This is a genomic window from Paeniglutamicibacter sp. MACA_103, from assembly GCF_045798555.1.
In the GTDB taxonomy this organism is placed as follows: domain Bacteria; phylum Actinomycetota; class Actinomycetes; order Actinomycetales; family Micrococcaceae; genus Paeniglutamicibacter.
On sequence record NZ_JBIXLN010000033.1, the window covers coordinates 42,583 to 56,995 of the forward strand.

11 protein-coding genes and 1 pseudogene are annotated in these 14,413 nt (G+C 68.4%); 3 read left to right on the forward strand and 9 right to left on the reverse strand.

Annotated features, from left to right (window positions below):
• Positions 1–322: 322 nt before the first annotated feature.
• Both ACIPVK_RS15465 and ACIPVK_RS15470 read right to left on the reverse strand, forming a co-directional pair.
• Positions 323–1,717 carry an MFS transporter gene (locus ACIPVK_RS15465; protein WP_407612870.1) on the reverse strand — a complete coding sequence of 465 codons (1,395 nt, stop codon included), beginning with the start codon at positions 1,715–1,717 and terminating at the stop codon, positions 323–325.
• 37 nt (positions 1,718–1,754) lie between these two features.
• Complete coding sequence (locus tag ACIPVK_RS15470) at positions 1,755–2,831, reverse strand: MBL fold metallo-hydrolase (RefSeq protein ID WP_407612871.1); 1,077 nt, start codon at positions 2,829–2,831, stop codon at positions 1,755–1,757.
• 119 nt (positions 2,832–2,950) lie between these two features.
• On the opposite strand from ACIPVK_RS15470, the gene ACIPVK_RS15475 reads away from it, so the two are divergent.
• The 3 genes from ACIPVK_RS15475 to ACIPVK_RS15485 all read left to right on the forward strand — a co-directional run bounded on the left by ACIPVK_RS15475 (position 2,951) and on the right by ACIPVK_RS15485 (position 6,620).
• Complete coding sequence (locus ACIPVK_RS15475; protein ID WP_407612872.1) at positions 2,951–3,853, forward strand: LysR family transcriptional regulator; 903 nt, start codon at positions 2,951–2,953, stop codon at positions 3,851–3,853.
• A 160-nt stretch (positions 3,854–4,013) separates the two neighbouring features.
• Positions 4,014–4,721: an IclR family transcriptional regulator gene (locus tag ACIPVK_RS15480; RefSeq protein WP_407612873.1), complete on the forward strand. Its 708-nt coding sequence runs from the start codon at positions 4,014–4,016 to the stop codon at positions 4,719–4,721.
• Positions 4,722–4,889: 168 nt separating this feature from the next.
• On the forward strand, positions 4,890–6,620 hold the full coding sequence (locus ACIPVK_RS15485; protein WP_407612874.1) for a bifunctional 3-(3-hydroxy-phenyl)propionate/3-hydroxycinnamic acid hydroxylase: 1,731 nt from the start codon (positions 4,890–4,892) through the stop codon (positions 6,618–6,620).
• A 115-nt stretch (positions 6,621–6,735) separates the two neighbouring features.
• On the opposite strand, the gene bioD is transcribed toward ACIPVK_RS15485, so the two are convergent.
• The 7 genes and pseudogenes from bioD to ACIPVK_RS15520 all read right to left on the reverse strand — a co-directional run.
• On the reverse strand, positions 6,736–7,536 hold the full coding sequence (bioD, locus tag ACIPVK_RS15490; protein ID WP_407612875.1) for a dethiobiotin synthase: 801 nt from the start codon (positions 7,534–7,536) through the stop codon (positions 6,736–6,738).
• Complete coding sequence (locus ACIPVK_RS15495; protein WP_407612876.1) at positions 7,500–8,672, reverse strand: cytochrome P450; 1,173 nt, start codon at positions 8,670–8,672, stop codon at positions 7,500–7,502. Before ACIPVK_RS15495 ends, bioD begins: the two co-directional genes overlap by 37 nt.
• Positions 8,669–9,898 (reverse strand): aminotransferase class I/II-fold pyridoxal phosphate-dependent enzyme, encoded by a 1,230-nt coding sequence (locus tag ACIPVK_RS15500; RefSeq protein ID WP_407612877.1) that lies wholly within the window; start codon positions 9,896–9,898, stop codon positions 8,669–8,671. Before ACIPVK_RS15500 ends, ACIPVK_RS15495 begins: the two co-directional genes overlap by 4 nt.
• Complete coding sequence (gene bioA / locus ACIPVK_RS15505) at positions 9,888–11,237, reverse strand: adenosylmethionine--8-amino-7-oxononanoate transaminase (RefSeq protein ID WP_407612878.1); 1,350 nt, start codon at positions 11,235–11,237, stop codon at positions 9,888–9,890. Before bioA ends, ACIPVK_RS15500 begins: the two co-directional genes overlap by 11 nt.
• The gene (bioB, locus tag ACIPVK_RS15510; RefSeq protein WP_407612879.1) at positions 11,234–12,454 is read right to left on the reverse strand and encodes a biotin synthase BioB; all 1,221 of its coding nucleotides are present in this window, start codon (positions 12,452–12,454) and stop codon (positions 11,234–11,236) included. Before bioB ends, bioA begins: the two co-directional genes overlap by 4 nt.
• Positions 12,455–12,689: 235 nt before the next feature.
• Positions 12,690–13,892, reverse strand: a complete 1,203-nt coding sequence (locus ACIPVK_RS15515) for an MBL fold metallo-hydrolase (protein ID WP_407612880.1) — start codon at positions 13,890–13,892, stop codon at positions 12,690–12,692.
• A 169-nt stretch (positions 13,893–14,061) separates the two neighbouring features.
• Positions 14,062–14,413 (reverse strand): annotated as a pseudogene (locus tag ACIPVK_RS15520) (hydroxyquinol 1,2-dioxygenase); the annotation flags it as partial.

A 14,413-nucleotide genomic window follows, 5' to 3' on the forward strand; every position in this document is an offset into this window, starting at 1 on the left:
CGTCACCATCGAACCGGACGGCCCACCTTGCGCGGCAAGCTCGGTGCCGTTCTGGGCCTGGAAGGACCCGTAGGAAGCCAGTGGCGCCCATCCCTGCAGCCTTGACCTCCAACGGTGCCGATCTTTGTTCCCCACGCCTTCGAATATCCAGGATGGCCACCAATATCTCTTCGGGGTCCCGGCGGTCCGTCCGGCTGCTCCCCCGCTCATGAAATCCTCCACGTCGAGGCGGGGAATCACCCTTAACGCGAAAAGCAGATGTCCACCGCAGACGCCTTATGGCGTGTGCAGCGGACACCTGCTCGAAGCGGTGCCTTAGGTGCTACGAGACACGGGCCGTTTTGGGCCCTGCCGCCGATATTGCGGGCTCCGGTCGGTCACCGTCCAAGTCCAGCTTGTGCGATTCCTTGGTGATGAAAATGGCCAGTGCGCTGATCACGCAGATCGAGGCGACCATGACGGAGACCCACACCGGGTTGCCGTTGCCCACGGTCAGCAGCGTCGCGGCCAACAGCGGGGCCAGCCCGGCACCCAGCGTCGAGGCCAGCTGGTAACCCAGGGAAGCGCCGGTGTAGCGGGAGGTCGTGCCGAACATCTCGGAGATGAAGGCCGCCAGCGGTCCGTACATCGAGGCCTGGATCAACGGGTTGCCGATCAGGAAGGCGGCAAGCACCCATCCCATGTCCCCGGTGGCCAGCATCTGGAAGAGCGGGTAGGCCATGAATGCGGCGGCCAGTGCCCCGCTGATCATGACGGGCCGGCGGCCCACCCGGTCCGAGAGCGCGGCGAAGAACGGGATGGTGAAGATGTGCAGGAACGAGCCGATGCCGTGGACCATGAGGACCGAGGTGCGGTCGGCGCCGCCGCCCACCGCCAGGGTGATGGCGAAGGTGGCCAGCAGGCCCTGGATGACGAAGGCCCCGGCCCCGCCGAAGGCGGCCAGCAGGACGTTCTTGGGGTAGTGGCGCAGCACCTCGAAGAGCGGCACCGAAGGCTTCTTGGCGCCGGTTGCCGACTTCCGCTCAGCGGCCGCGGCTGCCTGTGCAGCGGCAAAGACCGGGGATTCCTGGATGCGCAACCGGATGAACATTCCCAGCCCCACCAGGACGGCGCTGAGCAGGAACGGGATGCGCCAGCCCCACGCCAGGAAGCTTTCCTCCGGCATGGTCGAGCAGGCGGTCATGATGAGCGTGGCCAACAGTGCGCCCGAGGGGCCGCCCATGTTGGTGACGCTGGCGGAGAATCCGCGGCGGCGCTTGGTGGAGTGCTCCAGGCTCATCAGCGCGGCACCGCCCCATTCGCCGCCCACCGCGATCCCCTGGATCACGCGCAGGAAGACGAGGATGATCGGTGCTGCAACACCGATCTGGTTGTAGGTCGGGATCAAGCCAATCAGCGTGGAAGCCACGCCCATCAGCGTCATGGTGATCACCAGCATGGACTTGCGGCCCACCCGGTCCCCGAAGTGGCCGAAGATGACGCCGCCCAGCGGCCGGGCGATGTAGCCCGCGGCCAGGGTTCCGAAGGATGCGATGGTGCCCACCATCGGGTCAAGGTTGGCAAAGAACACCTGGCCGAAGACCAGCGATGCTGCAATGCCATAGAGCAGGAAGTCGTAGAACTCGACGACGCTGCCGAGGTAACTGGAAAACAGGACGCGGCGCATTTGCCGCGGATCATGGGACGCGGGCTGGGAGACCGTTGAATGCTTGGTCATGATTGCTGCTTCTCTCAGGAGGAGGGGTTGAGAACGCCTAGCGGCTTAGTGGTTGTAGTGCGGGTGATTCCGTCGCCGGGGGAACTCCGGGGGACGGACGTTGGAACGGGATGATGTCCAGGTCGTGGGGAACGAACAACTCCCCGGCGAAGGTTTCCTTTGCCTGTAGCCAGACGTCGGGATCCGCGGTGCCCGGCACCAGGTGGTGCAGTGCCAGGCGGGCGGCCCCGGCACGTGTGGCCAGTTCGCCGGCCTGCCGGGCCGAGGTGTGGGACTTGCGATGGTGTTCCATTCCGGCTTCGGCTGCCTGCGGCGACTCGTGGGCGTAGCCTCGGCGCACCCAGTCGAAGTCGATGGCCTCGTGCATGAGCAGGTCCGTATACCGGGCCAGGCGGACCAGGTTTTTGGTCGGCGCGGTGTCACCGGAGATCGTCACCGAGCCTTCGGCCGTGTCGAAGCGGAACGCGAAGGCCGGTGCCACCGGAGGATGTTCCACCAGGATGGCAGTCACCCGCACGTTTTCGTCTTCATGGACGAGGAAGGGTTCCATGTCCGGGGTCGGGTTGGAGTTCGGGTGATAGCCGACGTCCGTGGGCAGCTCGATGTCCCGGACCGTGTACTTCTCGTGAGGTGCAGGTCGCAGGGTGTCGAATATCCGGTCGTTCAAATCGGTGGCGTACGCGTTGACCAGGTGCTTGAACATGCCCTCCACCCCGGGCGTTGGGTCGCTCCCGCCCACCGCTTCGGGGTTTCGGCCCGAAACGTGGGTGGAGACCGGTGGGAGCATGCCGCGGTCGCCCGGGCCGAAGATCTTGACCGGCTCCGCACCCTGCGCAGCCAGGGCCAACGTCCCGAATACTGTCATTGATGCAAGGTCGACGGTGTGGTCGGAGTGCATATGGGTGATGAAAATGCCCTTGAGGGAATTGAGCTCGATGCCGGCAAGCATTAGCTGGCGGCCCACTCCGTGGCCACAATCGACCAGGTAGGCGGAACCGTTGACCACGACGGCGGTGGCAATGCCCTGGCGCTCGCCGGCACCTTCACCGGTCCACCAGCGGGGGCCACCCGCCGTGCCAAGAGCCACCACGTAGGGGCCGGAATGCTTGCTCATGTCTTGTCGTCCTTTGGAAAGAATCATTCGTGATGCTGCTCACTTGCTTCCCCCAACTGTGCTCCAGACCATATCCTTTGTAAAACACATGTTTCGTGCAAACTACCTAAGGAAAACTTGTGATTGAAGTGACCCTCAAGCAATTGCGGTATCTGGTCGTAGTAGCCGAAACCGGATCGCTCGCGGCAGCGGCGGAACAGCTGTTCGTTTCACAGACCGCAGTATCGCTGGCACTGACCCAACTCGAAGCGGCGCTCGGCGCCCCGTTGGCGATCCGGCGCAAGTCCAAGGGCTCGGTTCTCACACCCGCCGGGCAGACCGTGGCGGCCCGGGCCCGCAGGATCTTGCGCGAGACTTCCGAGCTCGGAAGTGTTGTGGGCGAGCTCCAGGGTGAGCTGAGCGGCACCCTGCGCGTGGGCTGCTACCGCGCCTACTCATCGCGCATCATTCCGGAGATGATCCAGTATTTTGCACAGAATCATCCAAACGTGGATCTGGCCTTCGACGAGGGTTCCTCCACGGAACTGCAGGCAAAGATGGTGGACGGCGTCCTGGACGCCTGCTTCATTCTCCGCGGTCACGTCCTGTCACACAGTTCGTTCGAACCGATCGCCACCGTTGTTCCCAAGGTCCTGATCTCCGCTAATCATCCGTTGGCATCCAAACGGAAGGTGTCCTTCAAGGATCTCGCCGGGTTGCCCGCCGTGCTCTCCGACGTCAAGCCCGCCGGAACGCTGGTCGAGGCGATGATCCGCTCCATGGGTTTCGAGCCGGATGTGCGATGGCGTTCCTCGAGCACGGAAACCATCCGCTCCATGGTCGGTCGGGGCTTGGCCTACTCGGTCCTGCTGAGCATTTGGCCCGGACCGCTCAGCCAGGAAGGCCTTCCCCTGGTGCTCAAGGACATTGTCGAGCCCGTGCCGGAGAACGCCTTCGGCCTGGCCTACCCGGCGGGACTAGGCCCCACCCGAAAAATCGACGAACTGATGGCGTTCGGACGGGAGAAATTCAGCGTCTTCTAAGCCGCGGGAAGACTTCGCACGCTCCACCGCCCCATCGTGGCCCAACAAAACCGGACAGCGCGTTCCTCGGCGGATCGACCCGAGCTCCCTGACACCGCCATGGGCCGCGCGCCCCGTCACCGAAACGCTCCGAGCCGATGACTGTGCCATGATCAGTCACGTGAACGAGCCAACAACCGCCCCCGCTCCCGCCGCCTCCCGCACCGCCGGATCCCAGACCCTGGCCCGCGGGCTCGAGGTGCTGCGCCTGGTGGCGGCCACGCCAGCGGGAATGGTCGTCAACGAGGTCGCCGAACACGCCGGCATCCACCGCACCGGTGCCTACCGGCTGCTGAACACGCTGTGCGACGCCCAGCTGCTGCACCGCGGGGCCGATGCCCGCTATCGCGGCGCCGCCGGGTTGCTCTCCCTGTCGGCCTCGGCCTACCACTCGCTGCTCGCGGCCGCCGAACCCGTGCTGCGCCGCTATGCCGACGAGCTCGGAGCCACCCTGGCCTTGATCGTGCGCGAGGGCGACGAGGCCATCGCCCTGCGCGTCACCGCGCCGACCTCCGGCACCTACCACGTGTCATTCGCCGAGGCCTCGCGGCATCCGTTGGACCTCGGCGCCGCAGGACACGCGATACTGGCCAGCGAGGCGGCGCGCGCCGGGGAGGATCCCCGCGTCACCGCCGCCCGCGCCGCCGGATACGCACAGACCTTCGGCGAGGTGGAGCCCGGCATGCACGGCCTGGCCGTGCCGCTTGAGCGCAGCGTCAGCGGCGTCCCCGCCTGCCTGAACCTGATCACCGTGCGCGAGGAGCAAGCGACTTCAGCCATCGCGGTGCTGCAGCAGGCCGCCCGCGCGCTTGAGGCCTCGCTGGCGTAGGCCCCACCTCGCGCACTTGGCGCCGGGCGCCCATCGAGTGCAGAGCGTGCCAACAGATGGCACACCGACTTTGACGTGCATCACAAGGACTGGTGAACTAGACCTCAGCAGTTGTGCAGATACCGAATAAGTTGTGCACTATTTACACACGGAAAGTTTGATGTGGCCATGAACAGCATCCCCAGCAGCGAAGTCCTGATCATCGGAGCCGGTCCCGCCGGCCTCATGCTCGCCAACATCCTGGGGATGTACGGTCGCAGTGTCACGGTACTCGAAGCCCGCGACGAACTCATCGACTACCCGCGCGGCGTGGGCCTCGACGACGAATCCCTGCGCACCATCCAGACCGTTGGGCTGGTGGACACCGTGCTGCCGCACACCGCACCGCAGCACATCATGCGATTGGTCAACGGCTCCGGCAAGACCATCATGATCAACAACCCGCAGACCCAGGAATTCGGCTGGGACCGCAAGCACGCCTTCATCCAGCCCGAGGTCGACAAGGCCCTGTACGAGGGCCTGGCCCAGTACCCCAACATCAACGTGCACTTCGGCCACCTGGTCGAGGACGTTATCGAGGACGCCGATTCCGTCACGGCCATCGCCCGCGTCACCGGAGCCGACGGCACCGAAACCGAGCGCCGCTTTTCCGCGCAGTACCTGGTGGGCTGCGAGGGCGGCAAGTCCCCGACCCGCAAGCGCATGGGCGTGAGCTTCGAGGGCGACTCCCCCTCCACCCGCTGGCTGGTCGTCGATGTCGACAACGACCCGCTGGGCACCCCGAACGTGTTCCTGGGCGCGGACCCCAAGCGCCCTTACGTCTCCATCGGCCTGCCCCACGCGGTGCGCCGCTGGGAGTTCATGCTCCACGATGACGAGGACGAATCGGTGGTCACCTCCGAAGAGTGGGTGGCCGAGATGCTCAAGGACCACGTCCCGGACCCGCACAACCTTTCCTACATCCGCCGCCGCGTCTTCACCCACCACGGCCGCGTTGCCGGTTCCTTCCGCAAGGGTCGCCAGCTGATCGCCGGGGACGCCGCGCACCTGATGCCGGTCTGGATGGGCCAGGGCTGGAACTCGGGGATGCGAGACGCCACCAACCTGGGCTGGAAGCTCACCAGCGTGCTCACCGGCACCGCCGGCGAGGGCATCCTGGACACCTACACCTCCGAGCGCAAGGACCACGCCAAGGCGATGGTCGATCTGTCCATGACCCTGGGCTCGGTCATCAAGCTCACCAACCCGTTGGCGGTCGCCGCCCGCGACGCCGCCTCCTCGGTGCTCAACCTCTTCCCGTCCGCCAAGAGCTACTTCTCCGACATGCGCTTCAAGCCCATGCCCCGCTACACCGCCGGCGTGCTGGCTGATCCCACCACCCAGGCCTCCGGCAACGCCGCCGCGAAGCTGACCAGCAAGTTGATCCCGGTGCTCACCGCCAACAACAAGGTCTCCCCCGTCGGGGTGCAGTTCCCGCAGCCGCGCGTGAACTCGCAACTCGGCGAGAACCTGCTGCTCGATGACGTCATCGGCAACTGGTGGACCGTGCTGGTGTGGGGCAACGACCCCAAGGACGTGCTCCCCGCCCACTCCGTCAAGGCGCTCGAGGCGATCGGCGCCAAGCTCGTCGCGCTCGTGCCCGAAACCCAGCGTGAATGGGCCCAGCAGCACATGGACGCGGACGTCCTGGTGCTGGGAGATCACACCGGTGCGCTCAAGAAGTGGTTCAACGAGCGTCCGACGCCGATGATCTTCCTGCGCCCCGACCGCTTCGTCGCCGGCGCCTGCCTGCACCAGCACGGGCCGGCCACGCTGCAGGCCATCCTGGATTCCATGGGCAGTGCCGCCGAACCGCGCACGGCCCAGGCGCAGGCCTCGACCCCGCCCTTGGCCGTGTAGGTTCGCAGCGCCGAGAGACAACGCGGACAGGCGCCGTCCCCGCACCCGGATCTCCGGGCGCCGGGACGGCGCCTGTTTTTCTTGTGCCGCGCTTTCGCGCTCGTGCGTGCTTGCGCTAACCCGCTGCGCAGACGCCGGACGCTATTTGTGGCAGGGCCGGCTGCCGGGCCTCGAAAACCGGGGCCATATTCCTGCCCGCCGCGGACAGGATCCGCTTCGTCGTTTCCGTATCCTCCGCCGCGACGGCCGCCGCCGGAGGACCGGGCACCCAGGTCCATCCGTGGGATTCGGCCAGCGCCCTCAGATTCGTCCGGTTCCGCTCGTGAAGGGCGGTGGGGGCCGCAGGGAAGCTTCCGAGCAGCAGCACGCCATCGGCAAGGCCGCGGGCAACCGCGGCTTCAAGGGTCAGCGCCGTGTGGTTCAGCGTGCCCAGGTCCGGCCGGGTGACCACCACCAGCCGCGCGTCAAGCGTGCTGGCCATCTCGGCGATGGTTTCCCCGGCCAGGGTCAAGGACACCAGCAGCCCGCCGGCACCCTCGACGATGACGACCTCGTGTTCCAGCGCCAGCTCCCGGACGCGCCGGACATGGTCCGCCAGGGTGGGCAGCGCCCGGGCGGCGGCGATCCCGCCGGCGTGCAGGGCAGCGTCCAGCGGCGCCATGGGGTCCGCCAGCCGGATGCCCTCTTCCAGGGTCAGCCCCGGCGGGTTCCCGAGCCAGTCGCCGATCGAGTGCACGTCCCCGCCCTGCCCGTGTTCCACACCGGTTTGGGTCGGCTTGTAGACCGCGACCCGTGGGTGCGCTGCCAGGGCCCCGGCGGCCAGGGCACCGGTGACGACGGTCTTGCCCACGTCGGTGTCGGTCCCGGTGACCACGAGGATCATGCTGCCATCTCCGCGGCCGGTTGGGTGCTCCATACCGTTTGGGGTGCCTGGAACGACAGCAGGTGCATCCAGTCCGGTTCCGCCCCGGCCGGCTTGAGGCCCGGCAAGGCGCGGGCCGCGGACGCCAGCACCACTTCGGTTTCCATCCGCGCCAGCCCCGCGCCCAGGCAGCGGTGGATCCCGAACCCGAAGGCCAGCGAGTCGTCCCCTTCCTCCCCCAGCACCCCGCCGGAGAGCTTGAGCACCAGCTGTTCGCCGGCGGCAAATTGTTCCCCGTCCAGCTCCACGTCGGCCGCGACGCGTCTGCGCCAGGTCGGCACCGAGGAGGCCTGGGCCAGCACCTGGCCCACCAGCTCCGCCGTGGCTTGCTCCGATTGGGCGCACTGCTCCCAGCGGCCCTCGTGCAGGGCGGTGCGCAGCGCGGTGGCGATGAGCATGGCGGTGGTTTCCTGCCCGGCAATGGTCAGGAAGTATCCCAGCGAGCGGATCCGTGCCGGGTCGACCCCGGCGTGGTGCAGCGCCGCGTAAAGGTTTGCATCGTCGCGGGCCACGGCCTCGGCCACGGAGGTGTCGAGCCATGCATGGAATTGCGCGGCGCTGGCCGCCAGTTCCACCTGGCGCCGTGCGTCGGGCCAGCCCCAGAAGAGCTCCAGCGAGTCCTGGCTCCAGCGCTTCAGCTCCGCGGCGGGCGGTATCGGGACCCCGGTGAGCCGGGCCATGACTTCGGGCGGGATCACGTCGGCCAGGCGCTGTGCCAGGTCGACTTGGGCGCCTCCCCGGTAGTCCTCGGCAAGCCCCGCACAAATCCCCGCCACGCGCTCGGCAATGGGACCGGCCTGCGCCGCGACCTTCGCGGGGCTGAAGAACCGCGCCACCACCCGGCGCACCGCCAGGTGCTCCTTGCCGCCGGCGCTGGCCAGGACCGGCGGCAGGGAGAACCGCTGGGCGGCCAGGATGCGCAGGGCCGCCGGTTCCAGGTCTATCGCGGTGTCCAGGGCGTTGGCCGGGGTGAAGTCCTCTGGCCGCAGCAGGATCCGGCGCACCAACGCGGGATCCTCGATGGAGCGGTAGCGGCGGTTGATCTCTTCCGGGTAGGCATCGGGCAGCGGCCCGGCCAGCGGCGCAAGCTCGGCGAGCGTGGCGGACGGGGAGGCAAAGGGACAGCTCATGATTCTTCCTCCAGGATGATCCGGGCGATGGTGTGCAGGGCGGTGAGCAGTGCGTCGGGGTCGTGGTCGGCGTGCGCGGTGATGCGCAGCCGAGAGACCCCGTCGGGGACGCTCGGGGGCCGGAAGCAGGCCACGGCGATGCCGCGGGCGCGCAGCGAGGCGGCGGCCCGCACCGCGCTGGCGGCATCGCGCATCATCACCGAGTGCACGGCGCCCGCGCCCTTTTCGATGCGGTGGGCCAACCGCGGATCGGCGGCCAGGGTGTCGTGGACAAGCCTCGCGTTGCGTCCCAGGCGGTCCAGGCGAGCGGCGTCGGCAAGACCCAGCGCGGCAATCGCGGCCCCGGCCGCCGCGGGGGCCAGCGCGGTGTCGTAGAGGAAGGTGCGCGAGGTGTTGACCAGGTGCTCGCGCAGCGCACCGGCCTGCCCGCCGCCCAACAGCACCGCACCGCCCTGGGCACCCAGGGCCTTGGAAAGCGTGGCGGTGGCCAGCACGTGGGAGCAGTCGGCAAGGCCGGCCGCGCGCACCGCCGAGCCCTGGTGCGTGGCGGCCAGCGAGTGGGCCTCGTCGATGACCAACAGGGCCCGGTGCCGGGCGCAGAGCTCGGCCGCGGCGACCAATGGTGCCGCATCCCCCAGGACCGAATAGACCGATTCGAGGACCACTGCCACGCGCGGGACCGGGTTGGCGCAATCGCGGTTGACTTCCAGCAACCGTTGGACTTCCGCCAGGTCGTTGTGCGCGGCGGTGGTGACCCTGGCCCCGGAGAGGCGGGCGCCATCGATCAGGCTGGCGTGGGCATGGGCATCGAGGATGAACAGGCTTCCCGGTCCGCCGAGCGCCTGCAGCAAGCCGAGGTTCGCGGTGTACCCGCTGGAATAGACCAGGGCCTGGGACCGGTGGGTGTACCGGCACAGGGCCTCTTCCAGCTCGTTGTGGACCGGCAGGGTGCCGGTGGCCACGCGGCTGGCGGCTGCTCCGGCCCCGTGGCGGTGCACGGCGTCCGCGGCCGCGGCCCTGACCTCCGGGTGGCCGCTGAGGCCCAGGTAGTCGTTGGAGGCCAGGTCCATCAGCAGCTCGCGGGAGCTTTCCACGCGGTGCAGCCCGCGGGTGGCGCGCACCCGCGCCCGATCCTCCAGCCACCGTTCCCACGGTGCCGCGGGTGCCGCGGGTGCCGCGGGTGCCGCGGGTGCGCGTTCCACGGCGGGTTCGAGGCTAGTCTCCATGGACTTGACCCACCGCAGCGACCAGGGCGGCACCCAGGACCGACAGCTCCCCGGCGTCGGCGATGTAGGGCGGCATGACGTAGACCAGGTCGCGGAAGGGCCGTACCCAGGCCCCGTGGCGCACCGCGGCTTCGGTCAACTCGGCCACGCGGACGGGCCCGGACAGCTGGATGACACCGACGCCGCCCAGCACCCGGACCTCCTTGACGCATGCCAGGTCCCGGGCCGGGGCCAGGGCCTGGCGCAGCCCGGCCTCCAGCGCCGCCACCTGCACGCGCCAGGGAGCGGTTGCGGAGCGCGGGTCGCCGGACCCGGTGAGCAGATCCAGCGAGGCGTTGGCCACGGCACAGGCCAGCGGGTTGCCCATGAACGTGGGCCCGTGCAGCAGCGCCTCGCCGGCATCGCCCAGTACCTGTGCCACCTCGGGGGTGCACAGCATCGCCGCCAGGGAAAGGTAGCCGCCGGTCAGCGCCTTGCCCACGCACATCACGTCGGGGTCGACCTGCGCCCATTCACTGGCGAAGAGCGCACCGGTGCGCCCGAAGCCGGTGGCGATCTCGTCAACGATCAGCAGCAGGCCGTGCTCGTCGGCGATCTCGCGCAGGATCCGCAGCGCGCGCGGCGCATAGACGTACATGCCGCCGGCACCCTGCAGGACCGGCTCGCAGATGATGCCCGCCAGTTCCGGCGCGTGGGCGGCGGCGATGGAGCGTGCCGCCGATTCCCATGCGGCCAGTTCCGCGGCGTCGGATTCCCATAGCCCTTCGGCCGTGAGCCGGGCCGCCGGCGGGCGCGGCAGGAAGAGCTGTTCGCGGCCCAGCGGCGCAAATGCCGCGTGCATGCCGTCCACCGGATCGCAGACGCCCATCGCCGCGAAGGTGTCCCCGTGGTAGCCTCCGCGCAGGGCCAGGAAGCGCCGGCGCGTTCCGTGGCCGCGGGCGTGCTGGTATTGCAGGGCGAGCTTGAGTGCGACCTCCACTGAGATGGATCCGGAATCGGCCAGGAACACGTGGCGCAGCTGCCCGGGGGCCATGGCCACGAGCCGTTCGGCCAGTTCCACGGCCGGGGAATGGGTCAGCCCGCCGAACATGACATGGCTGAAATTGTCGATCTGGGCGTGGGCGGCGGCATCCAGCACCGGGTGGCGGTACCCGTGCACCATCGACCACCAGGAGGACATTCCATCGATGACCTCGTGGCTGCCGGCTTCATCGACCAGTGAGAGCCGAACGCCCTGGGCCGCCGCCACGGCGTAGTGCGCCCCGGCGTCCAGGGTTGCGTAGGGGTGCCAGAGCAGCCCGGAGTCCCGGGCGAGCAGGCTTGGGGCTGCCGATCTCATGCGTTGGGGGTTTCGGGGGTTCCGGCGCCGCGGCGGCGCAGCACCGGTTCCGCGCCGCCCATCGGGCCGCAGCCCTGCGAAGCGCTCCCGCAGCCGCTGCCGCAGGTGGTGCCGCAGCCGGGGGCCTCGGGCTTCACGGGGGCGACGTCGGCCCGGTGCCGCAGCCGCGCGGCCAGTTCCGCGGGATCAAGGTCCTCCTGGCCCAGCACCACGTATCCGGCGTCCGCGATCATGGCGAGGTCCGTTTGTGCGTCCTGCCCCTCGGACGTGAGGTAGTCGCCGAGGAACAACGAGTTGGCCACCGCCAGCGCGGTCGACTGCAGTGAACGCAGGTGCATTTCACGCCCGCCGGCCATGCGCAGCTCGGTCGCCGGGCAGGCCAGTCGCACCAGGGCGAGGATGCGCAGGCAGGCCAGCGGGGTCAAGTGCCAGGTCCCGGCCAGCGGGGTTCCGTCGAAGGGCATCAGGAAGTTCACCGGGATCGAGTCGGCGTCCAGGTCGCGCAGTGCGAAGACCGCCTCGACGAGCTGCCCGGGGCTTTCGCCCATGCCCACGATCAGTCCGGAGCACGGGGACAGGCCAGCGTCCTTGGCCTGCCCCACGGTGTCCACGCGTTCGGCGAACGTGTGGGTCGAACAGATTTCCGGGTACAGGGATTCGGCGGTGTTCAGGTTGTGGTTGTAGGCATCCGCCCCGGCGGCGGCGAGCCGTTCGGCCTGGCCGGCCTTCAGGATTCCCAGGCAGGCGCAGACCTCGATGTGCGGGTGTTCGCCCTTGAGCTGTTCGACCATGGTGGCCACCCGGTCCACGTCCCGGTCGGTGGGACCCTTCCCGGAGGCGACCATGCACACGCGCGAGGCTCCGCCGGCGATGCCCAGCCCGGCCTGGTGGACGGCCTCATCGGGCTTGAGCCAGGTGTACTTCAGGATCTCGGCCTTGGAACCCAGCCGCTGGGAGCAGTAGGTGCAGTCCTCGGGGCACAACCCGGACTTGAGGTTCACCAGGTAGTTGACCTTGACGGTGTTGCCGAAATGCTTGCGGCGCAGGGTCCCCGCGGCCGCGACCAGCTCCAGGGTCATTTCGTCGGGCGTGTCCAGGATGGACATGGCCTCGGCCGCGGTGATCCGGTGCCCGGCGGACACCCGGGCCGCGAGTTCCGCGAACCCGGCCTCGTTGGCGGCTTGGTGCGGATCGGAGATCGTACGGGTGGCTGTCATGTCGGGGCCTTCCGGTGGGGGCGCAGCGCGCGGTTCCGATGTCGACGCGGTTCGAGAATCGCGCAACGATCAATTGAACGCTGTTCAATAGCGGATCCCAACCTACCCTAAACATTGAACACCGTTCAATTCCTGCAGGGAGCCCACACCTCTTCTTGCATGAATCCGGAAACACGGAAGCGGGACGGAACCGGTCATCGGTTCCGCCCCGCCGCTGTGCGGCGCCGGCCGCAGGTTATGTCGGCTGGCCCACCCCGATGACGTCAAGGTCGTGGCCAATCACCAGGCGCCCGTCAAAGCCTTCCCCGCACCGCGCCCAGACTTCGTCCGGACGATTTCCGGGAACCAAGTGCGAGAGCACCAGAGTTCCAACTCCGGCCTCCTGGGCAACCGCGCCCACGTCCTCGATCAGCGTGTGCGACCGGATCAGGTGCTGGAATAGGCCTTCCTGCGCGTCGTTGCGCGGCTGCGGGAAGAGTGATTCGGGCCAGGACTTGTCGATGACCTCGTGCACCAGCACATCGGCACCCCGGGCCAGGGTAATGATGTTCGGTGTCAGCCCGGTGTCTCCGGAGAAGACCACCGAACCGTCGGCCGTATCGAAGCGATAGGCCAACGCGGGGAAGACCGGCGCATGGTTGACCAGAATCGCCGACACCGTGACGTACTCGTCCTGGAAGAACACGAATGGTTCCATGACCGGACACGGATCGGTGTTCGGGTTCTTCAGGTATTTCTTCGGAACCGGCACATCGAAGGCTTCCCAGAGTTCCTCCGGACGCGGTTTGCGGTTGTCGAAAAGCCGGTCGTTGAAGTCGGTGGCGAAGGCCTGGACCAGCAGGTCGGTCATTTCCTTCGTGCCCGGGGTGGGGTTCTTGGGGTTGATCGGCTGGGGCGCCTTTCCTTCGCCGAAGAGCTCGGGCACTTCGCCGCGGTTGCCCGGACCCCAGATCGGCACCTTGCTGTCCACATTTTGCAGCCCGTTGAAGATTCCTTCGCTGAGGATGTTGTTCAGGTCCACCACGTGGTCGGAGTGCAAGTGGGTCAGGAAGATCCCGCCCAGCACGTCCAGCGGCCCGTCCATGTCGGAATCGAAGTTGGGGCCGAGCTTTGCTTTCCGCAACTGGCCCATGACGCCGTGGCCCGCGTCAATGATGTAGTACCGATCACCCACTACGAGTGCCGAGGAAATGCCCTCGCGGGTTCCGCCGGGCCAGTACGGAGGCCCGCCGGAGGTTCCCAGCAATACCAACCGGGTCCGGTGATTGCCGACCGGCGCAGGCCCGAATTTCCGGGCCCCGCCGGGTCCGGGTTCGGCGGCCTGCGCTTGGCCCGACACGGCGCCGATACCCAGGGCCGCGGCCCCGAGCCCGAAACTGGCCAGCATTGTTCGTCGTGCAACGCCGGCGGCTGCGGCCTTGCCCATGATTTCGCACATGGAGATCCTTCCGTTCGATGTCGCCGCGAGTGGCACCTTGGGGGCTTCTCGCGGCCTGGTTTTGGGATGCCTGCGCCTGGCCGACTTGGCCAAGCGCGGTTGGGCCGGGACCCGGCGGCTGGCAGGCCGGAGCCGGCCGAGACACGGGGCGCGGTGGACGCCTGCGGCCCTACGCCTCTCCGGGCGCGAGGACGATGTCGAAGCGGGTGCGCGCCCAGGCCGCGGTGCCGAGGTCGCGGCCGTCGGGCGCGGGGGTGCCGGCGGGCTGTTCGGTGAACCGTTTGATGAGCGAGTCCTTGACGCCGAAGACCGAGTCGCCGATTTCCAGTTGCGGGTCCCCGTCCACGAAGATGTGGGTGACCAGGGTGCGCAGGCCCGGGGCGGTGACCATGAAGTGCAGATGCGCCGCGCGCACCGGGGAGCGGCCCACGGATTCGAGCATCTGGCCCACCGGCCCGTCGTGCGGGATCGGGTACGGGGTCGGGGTCAGGCCCCAGAAGGCATACTTCCCGTCCGCGTCG